15 protein-coding genes, 1 tRNA gene and 7 pseudogenes are annotated in these 18,853 nt (G+C 72.7%); 1 reads left to right on the top strand and 22 read right to left on the bottom strand.

All coding sequences use genetic code 11. From position 1 onward, the window contains the following. The 19 genes and pseudogenes from UG55_RS02715 to UG55_RS31640 all read right to left on the bottom strand — a co-directional run. A pseudogene (locus UG55_RS02715) lies at positions 1 to 447 on the bottom strand (adenine phosphoribosyltransferase); the annotation flags it as partial. A 177-nt stretch (positions 448 to 624) separates the two neighbouring features. After that, on the bottom strand, positions 625 to 1,358 hold a 734-nt coding region (gene secF / locus UG55_RS31605; RefSeq protein WP_242423632.1), incomplete at its 5' end, for a protein translocase subunit SecF. Between the two features lies 1 nt (position 1,359). Then, a pseudogene (locus UG55_RS31610) lies at positions 1,360 to 1,615 on the bottom strand (protein translocase subunit SecF); the annotation flags it as partial. Position 1,616: 1 nt separating this feature from the next. Next, positions 1,617 to 1,842, bottom strand: a pseudogene (locus tag UG55_RS31615) (protein translocase subunit SecF); the annotation flags it as partial. A gap of 1 nt (position 1,843) precedes the next feature. Next, positions 1,844 to 2,513, bottom strand: a 670-nt coding sequence (locus UG55_RS31620; RefSeq protein ID WP_242423633.1) for an MMPL family transporter, incomplete at its 5' end; no start/stop codon positions are given. A 1-nt stretch (position 2,514) separates the two neighbouring features. Continuing rightward, positions 2,515 to 3,889 (bottom strand): annotated as a pseudogene (locus tag UG55_RS02725) (SecDF P1 head subdomain-containing protein); the annotation flags it as partial. Between the two features lie 348 nt (positions 3,890 to 4,237). Continuing rightward, positions 4,238 to 4,732: a preprotein translocase subunit YajC gene (yajC, locus tag UG55_RS02730; RefSeq protein ID WP_066062256.1), complete on the bottom strand. Its 495-nt coding sequence runs from the start codon at positions 4,730 to 4,732 to the stop codon at positions 4,238 to 4,240. Between the two features lie 111 nt (positions 4,733 to 4,843). Beyond that, the gene (gene ruvB, locus UG55_RS02735; protein ID WP_066062660.1) at positions 4,844 to 5,911 is read right to left on the bottom strand and encodes a Holliday junction branch migration DNA helicase RuvB; all 1,068 of its coding nucleotides are present in this window, start codon (positions 5,909 to 5,911) and stop codon (positions 4,844 to 4,846) included. Between the two features lie 43 nt (positions 5,912 to 5,954). Continuing rightward, the gene (ruvA, locus tag UG55_RS02740) at positions 5,955 to 6,722 is read right to left on the bottom strand and encodes a Holliday junction branch migration protein RuvA (protein WP_066062663.1); all 768 of its coding nucleotides are present in this window, start codon (positions 6,720 to 6,722) and stop codon (positions 5,955 to 5,957) included. Then, complete coding sequence (ruvC, locus tag UG55_RS02745; protein WP_066062259.1) at positions 6,719 to 7,255, bottom strand: crossover junction endodeoxyribonuclease RuvC; 537 nt, start codon at positions 7,253 to 7,255, stop codon at positions 6,719 to 6,721. The genes ruvA and ruvC overlap by 4 nt, the downstream gene beginning before the upstream one ends. Positions 7,256 to 7,391: 136 nt before the next feature. Further along, complete coding sequence (locus UG55_RS02750) at positions 7,392 to 8,147, bottom strand: YebC/PmpR family DNA-binding transcriptional regulator (protein WP_066062261.1); 756 nt, start codon at positions 8,145 to 8,147, stop codon at positions 7,392 to 7,394. Next, a partial coding sequence (gene pdxT, locus UG55_RS31625) for a pyridoxal 5'-phosphate synthase glutaminase subunit PdxT (RefSeq protein ID WP_242423634.1) occupies positions 8,144 to 8,505 on the bottom strand: 362 nt, incomplete at its 5' end. The genes pdxT and UG55_RS02750, both read right to left, overlap by 4 nt. A gap of 1 nt (position 8,506) precedes the next feature. Beyond that, a pseudogene (locus tag UG55_RS31630) lies at positions 8,507 to 8,755 on the bottom strand (pyridoxal 5'-phosphate synthase glutaminase subunit PdxT); the annotation flags it as partial. After that, positions 8,752 to 9,698 (bottom strand): pyridoxal 5'-phosphate synthase lyase subunit PdxS (gene pdxS, locus UG55_RS02760; RefSeq protein ID WP_304440377.1); only part of this gene is annotated, 947 nt, incomplete at its 5' end. The pseudogene UG55_RS31630 and the gene pdxS, both read right to left, overlap by 4 nt. Positions 9,699 to 11,144: 1,446 nt before the next feature. Further along, positions 11,145 to 11,708, bottom strand: coding sequence for a hypothetical protein (locus tag UG55_RS02770; protein ID WP_066062272.1), 564 nt, complete (start codon positions 11,706 to 11,708; stop codon positions 11,145 to 11,147). 94 nt (positions 11,709 to 11,802) lie between these two features. Beyond that, the gene (locus tag UG55_RS02775; RefSeq protein ID WP_066062275.1) at positions 11,803 to 12,963 is read right to left on the bottom strand and encodes a glycosyltransferase family 4 protein; all 1,161 of its coding nucleotides are present in this window, start codon (positions 12,961 to 12,963) and stop codon (positions 11,803 to 11,805) included. After that, positions 12,960 to 13,859 (bottom strand): phosphatidylinositol mannoside acyltransferase, encoded by a 900-nt coding sequence (locus UG55_RS02780; RefSeq protein ID WP_066062278.1) that lies wholly within the window; start codon positions 13,857 to 13,859, stop codon positions 12,960 to 12,962. Before UG55_RS02780 ends, UG55_RS02775 begins: the two co-directional genes overlap by 4 nt. 23 nt (positions 13,860 to 13,882) lie before the next feature. Beyond that, a partial coding sequence (gene pgsA, locus UG55_RS31635) for a phosphatidylinositol phosphate synthase (RefSeq protein ID WP_242423635.1) occupies positions 13,883 to 14,546 on the bottom strand: 664 nt, incomplete at its 5' end. 1 nt (position 14,547) lies between these two features. Then, positions 14,548 to 14,695, bottom strand: a pseudogene (locus tag UG55_RS31640) (CDP-alcohol phosphatidyltransferase family protein); the annotation flags it as partial. Between the two features lie 277 nt (positions 14,696 to 14,972). Between UG55_RS31640 and UG55_RS02790 the strand changes: the two are divergent. After that, positions 14,973 to 17,231, top strand: a complete 2,259-nt coding sequence (locus UG55_RS02790) for an elongation factor G-like protein EF-G2 (RefSeq protein ID WP_066062284.1) — start codon at positions 14,973 to 14,975, stop codon at positions 17,229 to 17,231. A gap of 147 nt (positions 17,232 to 17,378) precedes the next feature. Here the strand turns inward: UG55_RS02790 and UG55_RS02795 are convergent. The 3 genes and pseudogenes from UG55_RS02795 to UG55_RS02800 form a co-directional block, all read right to left on the bottom strand. After that, a partial coding sequence (locus UG55_RS02795; RefSeq protein WP_242423636.1) for an HIT domain-containing protein occupies positions 17,379 to 17,802 on the bottom strand: 424 nt, incomplete at its 5' end. 1 nt (position 17,803) lies between these two features. Next, a pseudogene (locus UG55_RS31645) lies at positions 17,804 to 18,047 on the bottom strand (HIT family hydrolase); the annotation flags it as partial. Positions 18,048 to 18,496: 449 nt separating this feature from the next. Further along, positions 18,497 to 18,568, bottom strand: a tRNA-Val gene (locus tag UG55_RS02800). Positions 18,569 to 18,853 lie beyond the last annotated feature (285 nt).

The following is an 18,853-nucleotide window of genomic DNA, read 5'->3' on the forward strand; positions in this document are numbered from 1 at the left end:
GCGCAGCAGGTTGTGGGCCGCGGCGGCGGTTCCGCCGGTGGCGAGCACGTCGTCGACGATCAGGACCCGCTCCCCCGCGGCCACCGCGTCGTCGTGGATCTCCAGGGTGGCCGTTCCGTACTCCAGTTCGTAGGACTCGCTGCGCGTGGCGCCCGGCAGCTTGCCCGCCTTGCGCACCGGGACCAGGCCCGCGCCGACCCGGTCGGCCACCGGCGCGGCCAGCAGGAACCCGCGCGCCTCGATCCCCGCGATCGTGGTGGCCCCGAGGCCCCGGGCCAGGTCCGCCAGGGCGCCGATGACCACACCGAAGGCTGCCGGGGTGGACAGCAGCGGGGTGATGTCCTTGAAGACGACTCCGGGCTTGGGGAAGTCCGGGACGTCACGGACATGGGCCGCGAGTACCCCCGCGGCCGCGCCCAGATCCGGCCCGCTGTCGATGCTCGTCATCGTGGTGACTTCTCCGATCCTGGTTGTCGCCGCCCGCCAGGGCGGCGGTGTGCCACGCCGCGTGCCGGTTTCGTCCAGATTTACGCGCCGACAGCCCGCTTGTCCCGATTTGGAGCCGAGTCCGGCCCACCGGGGCCACCCCGCCTCGCTGTCAGCACCGGTCCAGGTTCCGGGCGGCTAACGCGATCGCTTCTTACCACCTGAACGACGCGGTTGGGTCGGCCTGCCCTTGGGGCCGCGCCGCGGCGAGGACCCGACACCGACACGTCCCGCCGCCGCGCCGGCCGGAGCGGGGCGCATCCCGCTCGCGACCCCCACAGCGTCGCCGTTCTCGCGCGTGTCCGGCCCGTTCGGGCTCATCGCGGGTGCCAGGTCGTCGCCGCCCTGGCTGGCCCGTGCGGTCTCGGCCGCCCGGGCCGCCCGGGCCCGGGCGGCCCGGGCTCGCATGACCCGCGCGTCAAGTGCGCGGACGTCGGCCTCACCGCGCTTGAGATCGACCAGCAGCGGGGTCGCGAAGAACAGGGAGGAATAGGTGCCGGAGGCGATACCGACGAACTGGGCCAGCGCCAGGTCCTTCAGGGTCCCCGCGCCCAGCAGCCCGGCCCCGACGAACAGCAGCGACGCCACCGGAATGAGCGCGATCAGCGAGGTGTTCAGGGAACGGACCAAGGTCTCGTTGAGCGCGTCGTTGGTGGCCTCCGCATAGGTGCGCCGGCTCGACGTCGCCATCCCGGCGGTGTTCTCACGGACCCGGTCGAAGACGACGACCGTGTCGTACAACGAGAAACCGAGAATGGTCAGCACCGCAATGATCGTCGACGGCGTCACCTCGAATCCCACGATGGAGTAGATCCCCATCGTGACCACGAGGTCATGGATGAGAGCGGCCATCGCGGCCACCGCCATCTTCCNCTCGAACCGTACGGACAGGTAGATCATCACCAGCACGAGGAAGACGATCAGTCCCTTGATCGCCTTGTTTGTGATGGTGGAACCCCAGGATGACCCGACCGTCGAGACGGCGATGTTCTCCTCGGGGTTCGCGACCTTGAAACGCTCCGCGAAGGCGTCCTGCAGCTGTTGGGTCTGCTCCTCGGACAACGTGGGTGTCTGCACCCGGAACTGCTTCGACGTCTCAAGCTGCTGGACGACGCTGTCCGCCGGGTTGNCCCCGTTCTCGCCGAGGAGCTGTTCGACCTGCTCGACGGTGCCGCCGTTCGCCGGGAGCTGGAACACCGCCCCGCCGGAGAACTCGATACCCAGACTGAAACCGCGAACGATCATGCTCAGCACACAGATCGTGAGGAGCACCCCGGACACGATGTACCAGACTCGCCGGCGGCCGACGAAGTCGATATGGAAGTCGCTGCGGTAGACCCGGCTCAGCATCGACATGTCAGTGCTCCCGCCTCTGCCCGGCCGTGCGCCGGCCCGTGCCCTGCCGCGACGTCCCCGGCTTCGCCAGCCGCGGGCCCGTGCCCGGCGGGCCGGAGCCACCCGAGTCCCGCGGCTCGCCGTCCCGCTCCTCGCCGGCGTCCGCCCCGGCCGGGCCGGAGCCGGCTGACCCGGCCGGGGCCAGGCCACCAGCCGCCGCACCACGCTTGACCAGCCCTGGACGCCGTTCGGCCAGCGCGCCACCGCCCGCGGGCACCGAGAGGCCCGAGAACCTGCCGGTGGAGAAGAACGGCCAGCGGACGAGCGCCGTGACCAGCGGCCGGGTGAAGATGAACATGATCAGAACGTCGACCAGGGTGGAGAGACCGAGGGTGAACGCGAACCCGCGCACCGACCCCACCGAGAGGATGTAGAGCACCGCCGCGGCCAGGAAGGACACCGTGTCCGCGGACAGCATGGTCCGCCGGGACGCCGGCCACGCCCGCTCCACCGAGGTCCGCACGCTCCGGCCGTCGCGCACCTCGTCCTTGACCCGCTCGAAGTACACGACGAACGAGTCCGCCGTCACACCGATCGAGACGATGAGACCGGCGATACCCGCGAGCGTCAGCGTGAAGCCGATCGCGTCCCCGAGGAGCACGACCGCGGCGTAGTTGAGCGCGGCGCTGGCCNCGAGCGAGGTGACCACGACGACGCCCAGCGCCCGGTAGTACAGGAACGAGTAGAGGACCACGAGGCCGAGACCGATTCCGCCGGCGAGCAGGCCGCCGTGCAGCGACTCACGCCCCAGGGTCGGCGAGATCGACTCCGCCTGTGAACGCTCGAAGGAGAGCGGCAGCGCGCCGAAGCGGAGCACGTCCGCGAGGTCCTGGGCCTCGGACTGCGAGAAGTCGCCCGAGATCTGGGCGGAGCCGGAGATGCGCTCGTTCGTCTGCGGCGCGGACTGCACCACGCCGTCGAGCACGATCGCGACCTGGCTGCCGACCGTGTCCCCGGTGAGCTTGGTGAACTTGCTCTGGCCACTGCCGGTGAACTCGACGTTGACGACCCACTTGCCGGTCGTGACGTTCGCCGCGCCACCGCTGAGGAGGCCCGCCGAAGCGGTGGATACGTCCGTGCCGACCAGGGCCGCCGGCATGAGCAGGTACTTCGTCGTTCCGGTCCGGTCGCAGGCGGCGATCCAGTCCTCGGGACGGTCCAGGCCGACCGCGCCGTTGTTCACACCGTTCGCCGAACAGGTGAGATTGGCGAACTGCTCCACGACCTCTGCCGGCGGGCCCGCGGGATCCGTGGCGGTCGCACCGGCACCGGTGGACGGCGCGGCGGAACCGGCCGGACTGGGTTCGGCCGGGCTGAGCGCGGCCGGGCTGGCGGACGCGCCGGGTGCGGACGAAGCCGCGGCGGCGGCCGCGAGCTGGACCCGCGGGCCACCGGCGCCACCGGTGTAGGCCGCTGGCTGCGCCACCAGGCCGCCCCCGGCGCTCCCTGGTCTCCCGAGCGCGGCCGGCTGTTGCGCGGCCGGCGACGCGGTCGCGGTCGGCTCCGGCGAGACCGGAGCCGCCGTGCCCGTCGGCGCGGGGGTCGCCGCGCCGGCCTCGGGCGTCGCCCCCGCCTCCGGAGTCGCCGCCGTGGCGGGCGTCTCCGGCGCGGAGGACTGCGCGACATCTGCCTGGTAGACCTGGCGGAAACGCAGCTCGGCGGTCTGGCCCACGAGCGCGACGACGTCGTTGCGGCCCCGGCCAGGGACCGAGATCTCGATGGTGTCACCCGTGCGGCGAACCTCGGCCTCCGCCACTCCGAGACCGTCCACCCGCTCACGGATGACGTCGACGGCCTTGTTGAGCGCGGAGTCGTCAATCGATCCCCCGGTCACCGACCGGGGAGTCAGGATGACGCTCGTTCCACCCTGCAGATCGAGGCCCAGCTTGGGAGTCCAGGTGCCGGAGATGGCCATGAGGCCGTAGAGGACGGCGAGCAGAGCACCAAGTGCTCCGAGCCGAGCGCCGACGGAGATACCTCCGGAGGCTCGTGCCGAGCGACGTGCCAACGCCTAGTCCTTCCTCACACACCGTCACCGAATCCAGCGGCGCCCAACGGTTCCGAACGAGTGCCACCGAGGGTACGTTCCAACCGCCCAGCCGTGACACCACCAGTCGTCGACGGGCGCGTGACAGCCAGCGACAGCAAACACCACAGCGACACCGCCGCGCTCACCGGCCCGCCGCATTCCGGGCCGGCGGCCGGAAGCGGGGACGGCCCACTTCCGGCGCTGACGGCGACGAGAGCACGGTGTTCGGTCACGGCCTCGCGCCGCCGGGCGACCGGCGGTTTCCGGTCGCCCGGAAACCGCCGAGCACGGTCACCGCAAGCAGCAGAGCGTCCGCCGACAGCCCTCCTAGAGCTCCTTGCGCAGCCGACCAGGGGTTTCACCGGTGCCATCGGTGTCGCCGTCAGCCGGCGGCACCGCTTCATCGGTTCCGGTCGGGCTGTCGGTTCCGGTCGCGCCGTCGGTTCCTGTCGCGCCGTCGGTGGAACCGGCGCCGTCCTCGCCCCCATCGGTGTCCGCCGACCCGTCATTCGCGGATTCCGGGGTGCTGACCACACGCGCGATGGCGTTGCGGCTGAAGCGGCAGACCACGTCCGGGGCCACCTCGAGGAGGACGTCGGCACCGTCCGACTCGACCACCGTCGCGTACAGGCCGGCGGTGGTCACGACCAGGGTGCCGGGAACGATCTGGGCAAGCTGCTGCTGCTGTGCCCGCGCACGGCGGCGTTGGGTGGAGAAGAAATAGACGATCAACAGGACAATCAGCAGCGGAAAGATCAGTCCACTGATGGAACTTCCGCCATCGTTGTCCGCCGCGATCGTCGCGGTCACAAGTACCTGCACGTCCTGCCCTCCTGAGTGTCGCGGCTGATCGTACGTAGGCGCGCCGCGCCCCCCGCGGGCAGGCTGGTGGTGCGATTCCCGGCGAAGCCGGTCAAAGCCTCGCCACCGGACTCACCCCGGCACCGGATCATCCCCGAACAGCGCCGCGGGCAGCTGCGACCTGCCGAGTCCCCCCTCGCTCGGTTCCAGGCCGAGGTGCGCGAACGCCGCCGGGGTGGCGACCCGCCCCCGCGCCGTGCGCACCAGCAGACCGGCCCGCAGCAGGAACGGCTCCGAGACGTCCTCGACCGTGTCCGCCTCCTCGCCGACCGCGACGGCGAGTGTGCTGAGACCCACCGGACCTCCGCCGAAGCGGCGGACGAGCGCGTCGAGCACCGCCCGGTCCAGCCGGTCCAGCCCGAGCGCGTCGACGTCATAGATCCGCAGGGCCGCCCGGGCGACCTCCTGGGAGACGACGCCGTCGGCGCGGACCTCGGCGTAGTCACGGACCCTGCGCAGCAGGCGGTTGGCGATCCGGGGGGTGCCCCGCGAGCGGCCCGCGACCTCGTTCGCCCCGCCCTCGGTCAGCTCCACACCCAGCAGCCGGGCCGACCTCGTGAGCACGAGAGCCAGCTCGTCGGCGTCGTAGAAGTCCATGTGGGCGGTGAACCCGAACCGGTCGCGCAGCGGACCGGTGAGCAGCCCCGACCGGGTGGTGGCGCCGACCAGCGTGAACGGGGCGAGATCGAGGGGAATCGCGGTCGCGCCGGGGCCCTTGCCCAGCACCACGTCGACCCGGAAGTCCTCCATCGCGGCGTACAGGAGCTCCTCCGCGGGACGGGCGATGCGGTGGATCTCGTCGAGGAACAGCACTTCGCCCGGAGTCAGCGCGGTCAGGATCGCGACCAGGTCGCCGGCCCGCTCGATCGCCGGGCCGCTGGTCATCCGCAGCGGGACGCCCAACTCCTCCGCAACGATCATGGCCAGGCTGGTCTTGCCCAGCCCCGGCGGGCCGGAGAGCAGGACGTGGTCGGGCGGGCGCCCACGTCCGCGAGCGCCCTCCAGCATGATGGACAGCTGCTCGCGGACCTTCCGCTGCCCCACGAACTCGTCCAGGGTCCGCGGGCGCAGGCCCGCCTCGAAAGCCTTCTCCTCCGCCGCCGCCGCCGCCGAGACCAGGCCGCCGCCGTCGTCGCTCACGGCCACCTCCGGGATACCGCCGGCAGCGACCGGACCCCCGCCGTCATCGCGGCCGCAGGATCGCGAGGCTGGCACGCAGCAGCGCGGCCGGGTCGACGCCGCCCGCGCCGACCAGACCGGTGTCGGACCCGTCCACACCAGTACCGACAGCGGAGCCGGTACCGACACCGGTACCGACAGCGGGGCCGGGGCCGACAGGAGCACCGGCGCCGTCGGGAGCACCCGCGCCGGCCGCGTCGACAGCCGGGCCGGCGAGGTTCGCGCCCGCCGCGACCACCGCGTCCTGCGCCTCCCGCGCGGAGTAGCCGAGCCCCACCAGCGCGTCCCGCACCTGCTCGGCCGCGCTGCCGAGGCGCGCCTCGGGGACGGTGACCGGAGCCGCCCGGCGCATAGCCGAGACCGGAGCGGATGGCGGGCCCAGCCGGTCCCGCAGATCGAGGACGATCCGCTGGGCGCTCTTGCGGCCGATGCCCGGAACCTTCGTGAGGGCCGCCAGATCCTCCTCGGCGACGGCCCGGCGCACCGCATCCGGCGAGTGCACGCCGAGCACCGCCTGAGCGAGCCGTGGGCCCACCCCGGCCGCGCCCTGCAGAATCTCGAAGACGTCGCGCTCGTCCGCCTCGGTGAACCCGTACAGCGTAAGCTCCGTCTCGCGGACGACCAGCGTCGTCGCCAACCTGGCCCGCTCACCGACCCGGAGCCCGGCCAGCGTCGAGGGCGTACACCACACCAGGATCCCGACCCCGCCGACGTCCACGACGGCGGAGGCGGGCGAGAGCACCTCCACGGTCCCGCTGATGGATGCGATCACGACCGAGCCCCCGGGACGGCCCGGGCGGCGCGCGGATCGGCGGCCCGCATCCGGGCCAGCGCCGGCCCACGCCACAGATGACACAGGGCGAGAGCGAGCGCGTCGGCGGCATCGGCCGGCCGCGGCGCCTCCGCAAGATCAAGCAGCCTCGTCACCATGAAACCCACCTGCGCCTTGTCCGCCCGCCCGCTGCCGGTCACCGCGGCCTTGACCTCACTGGGTGTGTACAGGCCGATCGGCAGCCCACGGCGGGCCGCCATCACGATGGCGACCGCGCCGGCCTGGGCCGTGCCCATCACCGTGCGCACGTTCGCCTGACTGAACACCTTCTCCACCGCGACGGCGTCCGGACGATGCCGGTCCAGCCATTCCTCGATGCCCTCGGAGACAGCACGCAGCCGGTGCGCCACCTCGTCGGAGGCCGGCGTGCGCACCACGCCGACGTCGACCAGGCTCGCCCGGCGCCCCTGCCCGCCATCGACCACGCCGATGCCGCACCGGGTCAGCCCCGGATCGACCCCGAGAACACGCAACAGGCCCTCCCGGCCACGTCAACGAACATCCGTTCGATCTTAGTGGCCGGGGCAACACCGACATCCGCGACACGCCGAACCAAGCTCGACCCGTGCCCGGCCACCCATGGCGGCCAGGCGACCAGCTCGGGCGGGCTCAGCTGGACACGAGCTCCATGACGTCGTCCGAGATGTCGGCGTTGAACCAGACGTTCTGGACGTCGTCGAGATCCTCCAGTGCATCGACCAGCTTGAGGACCTTCCGGGCCGGCTCAGCGTCCAGCGGGACACTCACCGAGGGCAGCCAGGAGATGTCCGCCGAGGAGACCGCGAGACCCGCGTCGCTCGCCGCCACCCGCACGGCGTGCAGATCGGTTGCCTCCGAGACGACCTCGAACGCCTCGCCGACGTCGTTGACCTCCTCCGCGCCCGCGTCGAGGACGGCTATCAGCACGTCATCCTCGGTGAGCTCGGGCGTCTTGTCGATCAGCACGACACCCTTGCGGTTGAACAGGTACGACACCGAGCCGGGATCGGCCGGGGTGCCGCCGTTCCGGGTGATCGCCACCCGGACGTCGGAGGCGGCCCGGTTACGGTTGTCGGTGAGGCACTCGACGAGCACCGCGACCCCGTTCGGCCCGTAGGCCTCGTAGGTGACGGACTCGTAGTTCACGCCACCGGCGAGCTCCCCGGAGCCCCGCTTGATCGCCCGCTCGATGTTGTCGTTCGGCACCGACTGGGACTTGGCCTTCGCGATGGCGTCGGCGAGAGTCGGGTTACCCGCCGGGTCCCCACCGCCGGTCTTCGCCGCCACCTCGACGGTCTTGACCAGTTTGGCGAACAGCTTCCCGCGGCGGGCGTCGACGACCGCCTTCTTGTGCTTGGTGGTCGCCCACTTGGAGTGACCGCTCATGACCTGCCCCTCTTGAGCCCGAGCTCGGATCGGACGATCTGGACGAACAGCCGGTGAACCCGGATGTCCCCCGTCAGTTCTGGATGGAACGACGTGGCGAGCAGCGGGCCCTGCCGGACGGCGACCGGACGGTCTCCGACGCGGGCCAGCACGTCCACACCGTCCCCCGCCTTTTCTACCCAGGGCGCCCGGATGAAGACAGCATGCACCTGGGGCCCCTCGACACCCGCCACCGCGAGATCAGTCTCGAAGGACTCCACCTGCCGGCCGAAGGCGTTGCGCCGAACGACCACATCGAGCCCACCGACCAGCGGCTGGTCCGGACGGCCGTCGATCACGTCCCGCGCGAGCAGGATCANGCCCGCGCACGAGCCGAACACCGGCAGACCACCGGCCACGGCCGCGCGCAGCGGCTCCAGCAGTTCGAACACCCGCAGCAGCCGCCCGATCGTAGTGGACTCACCCCCGGGCAGAACCAGGCCGTCCACCGACTCCAGCTCGGAGGCCCGGCGGAGCTCACTCGCCTCGGCGCCGGCGCCGGCAAGCGCGCGCGCGTGCTCCCGCACGTCGCCCTGTAGCGCCAGGACGCCGATCCGCGGAGCGCTCACCAGCCACGGTCGGCGAAACGCGCCTGTGCCGAGAGCTCACCGACGTTGATGCCGACCATCGCCTCGCCCAGGCCGCGCGACACCTTGGCCAGCACGCCGGGGTCGTTGTACATCGTCGTGGCCTCGACGATGGCCCGAGCCCGCCGAGCCGGATCACCGGACTTGAAGATGCCCGAGCCGACGAACACCCCGTCCGCCCCGAGCTGCATCATCAGCGCGGCATCCGCCGGCGTGGCGATGCCGCCCGCCGTGAACAGCACGACCGGCAGCCGGCCCAGCCGGGCGACCTCGGTGACCAGCTCCACCGGCGCCCGCAGCTCCTTCGCGGCGGCGTACAGCTCCTCGGCCGGCAGCGCCGACAGCCGCCCGATCTCCGCTCGGATGGTGCGCATGTGCACCACGGCGTTGGAGACCTCGCCGGTGCCGGCCTCACCCTTCGAGCGGATCATCGCGGCGCCCTCGGAGAGCCGCCGGAGCGCCTCCCCCAGGTTGGTGGCCCCGCACACGAAGGGAACCGTGAACGCCCACTTGTCGATGTGGTGGTGCGGGTCGGCCGGCGTGAGGACCTCGGACTCGTCCACGTAGTCGACACCGAGCGCCTGAAGGATCTGGGCCTCGACGAAGTGCCCGATCCGGGCCTTGGCCATGACCGGGATGGAGACCGCGTCGACGATCCCGGCGATCATGTCGGGGTCACTCATCCGCGAGACGCCACCCTCGGCACGGATGTCCGCGGGCACGCGCTCCAGCGCCATCACCGCGACGGCACCCGCGTCCTCCGCGATACGCGCCTGCTCGGGGGTGACGACGTCCATGATGACGCCGCCCTTGAGCATCTCCGCCATGCCGCGCTTCACCTTGGCGGTGCCGGCGTGCCGTTCCGCGCCGTCGCCCGGCGCGACGGGGCCGGATGGCGATGCGCCCGTGGCAGGGGCGGGGGCGGNCGGGCCGTCGGACATCATGTGGTGTCTCTTTCGGGTAGTTCGGACAGTTCTTTCAGGCGGCGTCGGCGGTGGCGCCAATCGGCGGTGACCACCGAGCTGCCCGGCTGCAACGGTCCGGCGGTGGCTTGGCCGGGCGCGGGCGATCGGCCGGCCTGACGTCGGGCCGCGCGGGAGAGCTGGCTCTCCGGCGGTCGTTCCGGGCTGGACAGACCCGGAGGGACATGGATGCGAATCCATCGTACGGCCGGACCGCGTCTGTCCTACCCCGTCACCGGCCTCACGGAGATCGCCGCGGGCAGTGGCGATCAGCACACCCGACCGGGCAGATCGGATGTCCGGGACAAATCGCCCAGCATCCTTCCCGGAGTATCCTGCCCTGCCGCGATATGGAGCGACTTCTGGAGAACCATGACAGGCCCGTACCCCCCGCCACCGCCCGGAGGCTGGCCTGGCCCCGCTCCCGCCCCCCGCCAGGGTGAGAGCGCCGGCGGGCCGGCGGGCTACGGACCACCGCCGGAATACGGACCACCGCAGGGCTACGGACCACCGCAGGGCTACGGACCACCGCCGGGCAACGGACCACAACCGGGGCCACCCGTCGGCGGGCCGGCGGGCTGGCCTCCCGGCGCGAGCCGGCGCCCTGCCGTCGGCCGGTCCGCGGGTCCCGGATGGCCGGTCCACGGGCCCGCGGTGCTTCAGTGCCGGGTGTGCGGGGCGCCCCCGGCGGTGCGGACGACGATCCGCGAGCACCAGGGCTTCGTCGTCTTCATGCGCTTCCTTTCCAAGCCAGGCCCGTTCTGCGCGGTCTGTGGGACGGCCACCGTCCGGGCCATGAGCGCGCGCACGCTCTGCCTGGGCTGGTGGGGCCTCGCCTCCCTGCTGATCAGCCCGGTCGTCCTCCTGCTGAACCTCGTCGCGCAGACGAAGATCGGGAAGCTGCCCCCGCCGGGACCCGCCTTCGGGCCCAGGCCACGGCCCGAGCGGCCGCTGACCCAGCGTCCCGNAGCCCTGGGCCTGCTCGTTCCACTCGCCGTGGTGGGCCTGGTGATCGTGCTGATCACCAGCAGCAGCCCGAGCGCCACCCGGGCCCGTTCCGGGGACTGCGTCCGCTGGGACGGGAAGAGCATCGCGATCGTCGACTGCGCGGCACCCGACGCCCAGTACCTCGTTCTCACCCGACTGCGGGGCGACTCCGCCGCCCCGTGCGAACTCTGGGCGCAGTTCACCGCCAGCTACCCGGAGACGGCGGGCGGCGAGGACTTCGTCCTCTGCCTGGCACCGGTTCCCGGTTCGGAGCAGGTGATTCCCACTGATCCCCGGCCCGGCCCCGGCCACGGCGGGCCGTCCGGCGGCGAGGACGGCCGCGGTGGAGCGGACACGCGGGACGCCTGAGCCGCGCACGGCCACGGCCACGGCCACGGCCACGGCCAGATGGTGGCACGGACTCAGGCGACCGCGGCCGGGTCGTTCGGGTGCGGTGGCCCGTCCCCGCGGGCGGGCGGGGTGTCGTCGATCTCGAAGTAGGCGGGCAGCGGCCGGCGCCCCGCCAGGTGCAGGAACCGCACGAGCCGGCGCCCGGCCAGTGACCGGACATCACCGACCGCGTCGTTGTGGAAGTGGCGGGCGAGCGCCACCCGGGCCGCCGCGGCGTCCACCGCCCGCACGTCGTCCGGGGCCCGCCGCCCCACCGCGACCACTCCGGGGGAACGCAGCGCCCGACTCAGCGCGTTCTCGGCGTCCTCGGCCTCCGCCGCCACACTGTCGGCGCCGTTCCCGGAGAGCAGTGCGGCGTGACCGGCACACGCCCGCTCAGCCGCCGCGGCGAGATCGGGCAGGTCACATCGCCGCGCGAGCGCCTGCGCGGCCTCGGCCCGCGCCACCAGTTGCGCGACGAGACCGGCCCGGGTCGCGTCCACCCGGCTCGCCAGTCGGTCGAGCCGGCTCGCGAGCCAGGTCAGATAGGTCGCGATCGCCACAACAAGCACGACCACGGCCACGACGACTGTCATCTGGCGCAGCGTAGCCAACCCCGTGGGCCAGGTCCCCTCCGGGACCGACCACGTGAAAGGCACAGGCAGGTGAGCGGACCCCCGTCCGCCAGCGTCAGTTCTCGGTGGCCACCACCGACACCGGCATGTCTCCGGCGACCATCTCGTAGACGCTCACGATGCGCTGGGCCACGACCCGCCAGTCGTACCGGGCGACGACCTCGCGGCCACGCTCGACCAGCCGCGCTCGCTCCGCCGGGTTCTCGAGCAGCTCGGCGAGGCCGGCGGCGAGCTCGGCCGGCTCACCGACCCCGAACAGCCGACCCGCGCGGCCGTCGTCGAGCACCCGCCGGAACGCGTCGATGTCGCTGGCGATGACGGGCGTGCCGGCCGCCATCGCCTCCAGCAGCACGATCCCGAAGCTCTCCTGCCCGGTGTTGGGCGCGCAGTACACCGTGCCGGAGGCGAAGACCGAGGCCTTGTCCGCCTCGGCGACGAGCCCCATCAGGTCGACCCGGCCCAGCAGGGACGGATCGATCCGCGAGCGGACGGCCTCGATGTCCCCCGGGCCGGCGACCAGCAGGCGGACGTCCGGCACCCGCTCTACCAGCGGCGGGAACGCGGCCATCAGCACGTCCAGGCCCTTGCGGGGCTCGTCGATCCGCCCGAGGAACACCACGGTGGGTACCCCCGGCCCGGGCCCACCTGCCCCGGGACGCCCGCCGTACCCGGGCAGCGGGCGCGCGCCCTCGAAGGCGCGCACCGCGACGCCGTTGGGGATCAGGATCGCACCCGACCCGAGATGCTCCACGAGCGTGCGGCGGGCGGCCTCCGAAACGGCGATCCGGGCGCTCAGTTTCTCCAGGGACGGCTGCAGCGCGCTGTGCGCCGCGGTGAGGAACCGCGACCGGGGGTTCGCCGTGTGGAAGGTCGCGACCAGCGGGCCGTCGGCGAGCATGCATGCCAGCAGGCTGATGCTGGGCGCGGTCGGCTCATGGGCATGCAGCACGTCGAAGTCATAGTCGCGCAGCCAGCGGCGCACCCTCGCGGCCGACACCGGTCCCATGAGCAGTCGCGCGACCGAGCCGTTGTATGGCACCGGTACCGCCCGGCCGGCGTCGACCGCATAGGACGGCAGGGCGGACTCGTCGTCCACCGGCGTGATCACGGACACCTCGTGGCCGGCGTCCAGCAGCGCCTCGGCCAGGTCCCGCACGTGCGCCTGGACTCCGCCGGGGACATCCCACGTGTACGGGCAGGCGAGTCCGATCCTCACGGCCGGCCCTCCCCCGCGCCCCGGGGTTCACGCTCGCCCCGGGGCTCACGCCAGATCCGCTGGAGCATGTGCCAGTCGGCCGGATGCGCGGCGATACCCGCGGCGAACTCGTCCGCGAGTCGCTGGGTCATCGTCGGGATGTCGGTGTGCGCGACCTCGGGGTGGATCCGTGCGCTCCAGCCGTCGTCGTCGAACCAGAGGGTCACCGGCAGCAGCGCCGCACCGGTGCGCAGGGCGAGGGCGGCCGGACCGGGGGGCATGGTCGCGGGCGCCCCGAAGAAGGTGACGGCCACTCCGGCGGCGGAAAGGTCACGGTCCGCCAGCAGGCAGAGCATCCCGCCGGCGCGCAGCCGCTCGGTCAGCAGGTCGGACGGTGGCTGCTCGCCGCCGGTCAGCGGGATGACCTCCATGCCCAGGGCGGTGCGGAACTGCAGGAACCGCTCGAACAACGCCTCGGGGCGCAGCCGCTCGGCGACGGTGGTGAACGGGACGCCGGTGGCCACCAGCCAGGCACCGGCCTGCTCCCAGTTCCCCATGTGCGGCAGCGCCAGGATGGTGCCCCGGCCGGCGGCGTGGGCGCGGCGCAGCCTGTCCTCGTCCAGCACCCGCATGCGGTCGAGGACGCGGCTCGCCGGCATGTCCTGGAGCCGGAAGACCTCCAGCCAGTACCGGGCGTAGGAGCGCAGGGCGGACCGGGTCAACGCGTCCAGGTCGGTGCCGGGCGGCACCACCCGGGCCAGGTTCGCCCGCAACCTGGTCGTTCCGCGGCCGCCACGGCGCCAGGCGACGTCGGCTGCCCGCCGGAAGCACCAGGCCGCCACCGGTTCCGGCAGCAGTCGAACCAGCCGCCACCCCGCGACGTAGGCGAGCAGCGTCAGCCGGCCGGCGAACGTCATCCGGGGCCGGTTCCCTCGCCCGCTCAGCTGCCCGCGACAGCCCGCGGAACCGGCGGCACACCGAGGTGCGCGCCGCCGCCACCGGCCGAGTTGACCGCGGGCGACTCCGGCTTGCCCGCCCCGGCCGGGCCCGGCTCGCCGGACCTCGCCCCCGCGCCCGCGCCCGCACCGGTACCGGTACCGGCATCGGCGGCGGCTCCGGGAGCGGTTGGCGGTGCGAGGGTCGGCCGGCCCGAGCGGACGAACTGGCGGTGTACGTGCACGATCCGCTGGGTGACCGTGAGCAAGGTCGCGCCGACCAGGAACCACAGCGCGGCCGGCAGCAGGTAGGGCACGCCGAGCCCGTACAGGCCCGCCGCGACGAGCAGGATCAGCAGCCGCTCACCGCGCTCGGCGAAGCCCACGTCACAGGTGAATCCCAGCCCTTCGGCCCGGGCCTTGACATACGAGGTGACGGAGCCGGCGACCAGGCACAGCAGCGCCGCGCCGGCGAGCGGAAGCGAGTCGCCGTCACCGGCGTACCAGATCACCAGGGACCCGAAGATCGCGCCGTCGCCGACCCGGTCGGAGGTCGAGTCGAGAAAGGCGCCCCACTTCGAGGAGATCCCGCGGGCTCGGGCGATAACCCCGTCAACCAGGTCGGAGAAGACGAACAGGGTGATCACCAGGGTGCCGACGAAGAACACCNCGCGGGTGAAGAAACCGAGCGCACCACCGGCGACGCCGATCGTCCCGATCACCGTGACCACGTCAGGTGACACCGACGACCGCGCGGCCCACTGGCTCAACGGATCGAGCACCTTCTGGATCTGGGGTCGCGCTTTGCTTGCGAGCATGTCCGTCCCGTCGTCTGTGGCGTGCCGCCCGGGTTGGGCGGTCTCACAGTACCGCCGTCACGATCCGCTCATTTCCCGTCACGGTCGCGCCTGGAGTTGTTCTCCCCGTCACATCGGGGGACTCTTCGTGGTACGCACCAGCGCCACGGCCGGCCTCGCCGCCCGGATCCAGGCAGCGAAGGCCGCGCCGACACCGGGCGCTGGCCGTTCAGGCAGGCCCCCGCCGGCCGCACCAGTCCGGCGCCCACGGCCCGCCCGGCCGGAATTGGGAGGCGGAATGTCAGCAACGCCAGGCGACGTGCGCAACATCGTGCTAGTCGGTCACACCGGTGCCGGCAAGACCACGCTGCTGCGGCATCTGCTCCAGGTCGCGGAAAAGACGGATGATCTGCGCGCACCCGACGGCGACGGAGCCTGGCCCGGGGTGGGTGCCGCCGGGGGCGGCGCCGGCACGGCCCCCGGCGGGGAACCGCCGCAGCGAAGTGTCTCGCTGGTCCTGGGCTCGCTGCGGCATCGCGGCACCACCGTGAACCTGCTGGACACCCCCGGCTACCCCGACTTCGTCGGTGAGCTGCGCGCGGGGCTGCGGGCCGCGGACGCGGCGCTGTTCGTCATCAGCGCGCTGGAGGGGATCGACGGCTCCACCAGGATGCTCTGGGACGAGTGCGCCGCGGTGGGCATGCCCCGCGCGATCGCCGTCACCCGGCTGGATCATCCCCTCGCCGACTTCGACTCCATGGTGATGGCCTGCCAGGAGGCCTTCGGCTCGAACGTTCTGCCCGTGTACCTGCTGGAGGGGTCCGGCACGCCCGCCCACGGCGGCTCCACGGAGGCGGGCGCGCCCACGGGCTCCAGCGTCAGCGGCAACGGACGGCGGGTGCCGGACCGCCGGCTGGTCGGTCTGGTCACCGGACGGCTGATCGACTACACCGCCGAGGGCCGCCACGAGCATGAGCGCCCGGTCGAGCTCATCGGCGCGCAGGCCGAGGCGCGCGGTGCGCTGATCGAGGGAGTGATCGCCGAAAGCGAGGACGAGACGCTGCTCGACCGCTATCTGGGCGGCGCGGAGCTCGACCCGAAGATCCTGCTGGCGGACCTGGAGACAGCGGTGGCCCGCGGGTCGTTCTATCCGGTGCTGCCGGTCATCACCCCGCCGGGCGTGGAGCGGGACATCCGCGAGCTCCTGCCCGGGCTGGGCACCGTCGAGCTGCTCGATCTGTTCGTCCACTCGTTCCCGTCGCCGCGCGAGCACCCGCTGCCCAGCCTCACCCGCCCGGACGGGTCCCCCTGCCCGCCCGCGGTCGGTGACCCGTCCGGGCCGCTCGTCGCCGAGATCGTGCGCACCACGACCGACCCGTACATCGGCCGGATGTCCCTGGTCCGGGTCTTCTCGGGCGTCCTGCGGCCGGATGCGGCCGTCCATGTGTCCGGACACGGCCGGGCCGCGGCCGGCCATCCCGACCACGAGGACAACGAACGGGTCGGCGCGCTCTCCCAGGCGGTCGGGCTGTCCCTGCACTCGGTGGACGAGTGTCCCGCCGGCGGCATCTGCGTGATCACCCGGCTGTCGACGGCGGAGACCGGTGACACGCTCTCCGACCCCGACGACCCGCGTTACCTGCCGGCCTGGAGCATGCCCGAGCCGCTGCTGCCGACCGCCGTGCGCACCCAGGCCCGGTCGGACGAGAGCAAGCTGTCGGCCGCCCTCGGCCGGATCTCCGCCGAGGATCCCACCCTGACCATCACTCAGGACCCCGACACCGGCCAGCTCGTCCTGTGGTGCATGGGCGAGGCCCACACCGACCTGGTCCTGGAACGCCTGCGCGACCGCTTCGGCGTCACCCTGGAGAAGGTCCCGCTGCGCCTGCCGATGCGGGAGACCCTGCGTGGCCCCGCCGAGGGGGTCGGCCGGCTGGTGAAGCAGTCCGGTGGGCACGGGCAGTACGCGATCTGCCGGATCAGGGTGGAGCCACTGCCCGCCGGGGGTGGTTTCGAGTTCGTCGACGAGGTCGTCGGCGGCGCGGTACCCCGCCAGTTCATCGCCTCGGTGGAGAAGGGCATCCGCGGCCAGCTGGAACGCGGTCTGATCGCCGGCTTCCCCATGGTCGACCTACGGGTGCGGCTGATCGACGGCAAGGCACACAGCGTCGACTCCTCCGACCTGGCCTTCCAGACGGCCGGTGCGCTGGCGCTGCGCGACGCCGCGGAGACCGCCGGGATGGTTCTGCTCGAACCCATCCTGGAGATCGACGTCGACGTCCCGGACGAGCACGTGGGCCCGGTGATGACCGACATCTCCAGCCGCCGGGGCCGGGTCGTGGGCGTCGCGCCCGCGGGGGGCGCCGACGCGGCGCGGGAGCCGGATGACCGGCCGGCCCGCACCGTGATCCACGCGGAGGTACCGGCGATGGAGATGACCCGCTACGCCGTGGATCTGCGCTCCGTGAGCCACGGCACGGGCGTGTTCACCCGCCGCCACCACGGCTACGAGCGTCTTCCGGAGCAGCTCGCGGCCCAGGTGGCGGCCCGGGACTGAGCCGCCGCCCGGTACCGGGCCCAGTGACACCATCCGCAAACGACCGCTCCGCCCGCGGCGGTGTGCCAGGCCCCCGCACGCCACCTCGGGCCGCCCGACCAGCCATGGGTGAGGTCGGCTCCGAGGTTTCAGGCCGTCGCTGTGGCTTCAGGCCGACGCTGTGCTCTCCCAGGCCTCGGCGATCAGTTCCCGGGTCTGACCGAGCAGCGCCGGCAGAACGCGGGTGGCCCCGACCACCGGCATGAAGTTCGTGTCACCGCCCCATCGGGGCACGACGTGCTGGTGCACATGCGCGGCGATCCCGGCGCCCGCCACCGTGCCCAGGTTCATACCGGTGTTGAACCCGTGCGCACCGCTGGCGACCCGCAACGCCCGCAGCGCGTGCTGCACGAAGAGCGACATCTCGACGGTCTCGTCGTAGTTCATCGCCGCGTAGTCGGCGACGTGCCGGTACGGCACCACCATCAGATGGCCGGCGTTGTACGGATAGAGATTGAGTACGGCGTACACGGATTTTCCGCGGGCGACGACCAGCCCGTCCTCATCGGTCATCGCGACGATCGCGCAGAACNGGCATTCGTCCTCCGGCGACCGGCCCGCCCCCTTGATGTAGGCCATGCGGTGCGGGGTGTAGAGGCGCTGGAAGGCGTCGGGATGCCCGACTCCGGCCTGCTCGTCGAGCGGCGTCCCATCCGGAGCGGCGGTTGCGCTCATCGGGACAGGCCCACCAGGCGTGCGAACCGTCGCCGGCGGCGGCCGGCCGCTCCGACATGAGCCTCCCTGCGCACGTTGCCGCCTCCCGCGCCCGCGAGCCAGTGCGGAGCGACCGCCGGGCCACCCCGACGACGCCGCTCCCCCGTCCGGACCACGGTACCCACCGGGCGGCTGCCGCCGGGCGGCGAGCCGCGACGCTTTCGCTCGAAGGTCCGGCAGCTCCGCGTGCGAGGCACGACTGCCGCCCGCGGGCGACCCCGCGGCGCCCCGCAGGCCGAACCCCCACCAAAGTGCCACCGCGGCCAAAGTGAGCACCAAGATCTCAGCGTGGGCAGGCTAGACGCACGGACACCAGGCGGGTCGGTTCCGGCGCATCGGCGGAGGCGGTCACGGCACGCGGGCGCCACCAGAGCCTCCCCGCGGTGCACAGGCCGCTGGCCTGGGCAAAGGGGCGGGACCTGACGGCCGGGCCGATCGGCCTCCGAAACGGGAACGCCAGGCGCGAGGCGCTCTGACCATGCAGGACGCGGCAAGAGCGCCGCGCGGCGGTGTGGGCGTACGTGGTTTCGAACCACGGACCTCTGCCGTGTGAAGGCAGCGCTCTACCCCTGAGCTATACGCCCGCGCGACCCGAAGGGCCATCTGACCGGCACCCCGTGCCGAATCTGCCGACACCGGGCACCACCTGGCCTCAAAGCCCTTCAGACCAGCCCCGCCAACCCGACGTGTTGCGTCCTCGCCGGGGCTGGACTCAGCTTACACGGACACGACCGGGCGAAGGACAGGGGGTGGCCGTCGGACGGATGTGGGCATGTCTGCTCTCCGGCCGATCCTCGGGACACCGCCGGGTTGGCCGGGACTCGCCGGGGTTGAGACGGGTCCGGACAGGGAAGGCTATGAGTGGCACG

This window comes from Frankia sp. EI5c (assembly GCF_001636565.1).
GTDB lineage: Bacteria > Actinomycetota > Actinomycetes > Frankiales > Frankiaceae > Parafrankia.

Coding starts and splice junctions, on each gene's coding strand:
- UG55_RS02750 (WP_066062261.1), bottom strand. CDS start 8,147: ATGAGCGGTCACTCCAAGTGGGCGACCACCAAGCACAAGAAGGCGGTC.
- UG55_RS02770 (WP_066062272.1), bottom strand. CDS start 11,708: ATGACAGTCGTCGTGGCCGTGGTCGTGCTTGTTGTGGCGATCGCGACC.
- UG55_RS02780 (WP_066062278.1), bottom strand. CDS start 13,859: ATGACGTTCGCCGGCCGGCTGACGCTGCTCGCCTACGTCGCGGGGTGG.
- UG55_RS02790 (WP_066062284.1), top strand. CDS start 14,973: ATGTCAGCAACGCCAGGCGACGTGCGCAACATCGTGCTAGTCGGTCAC.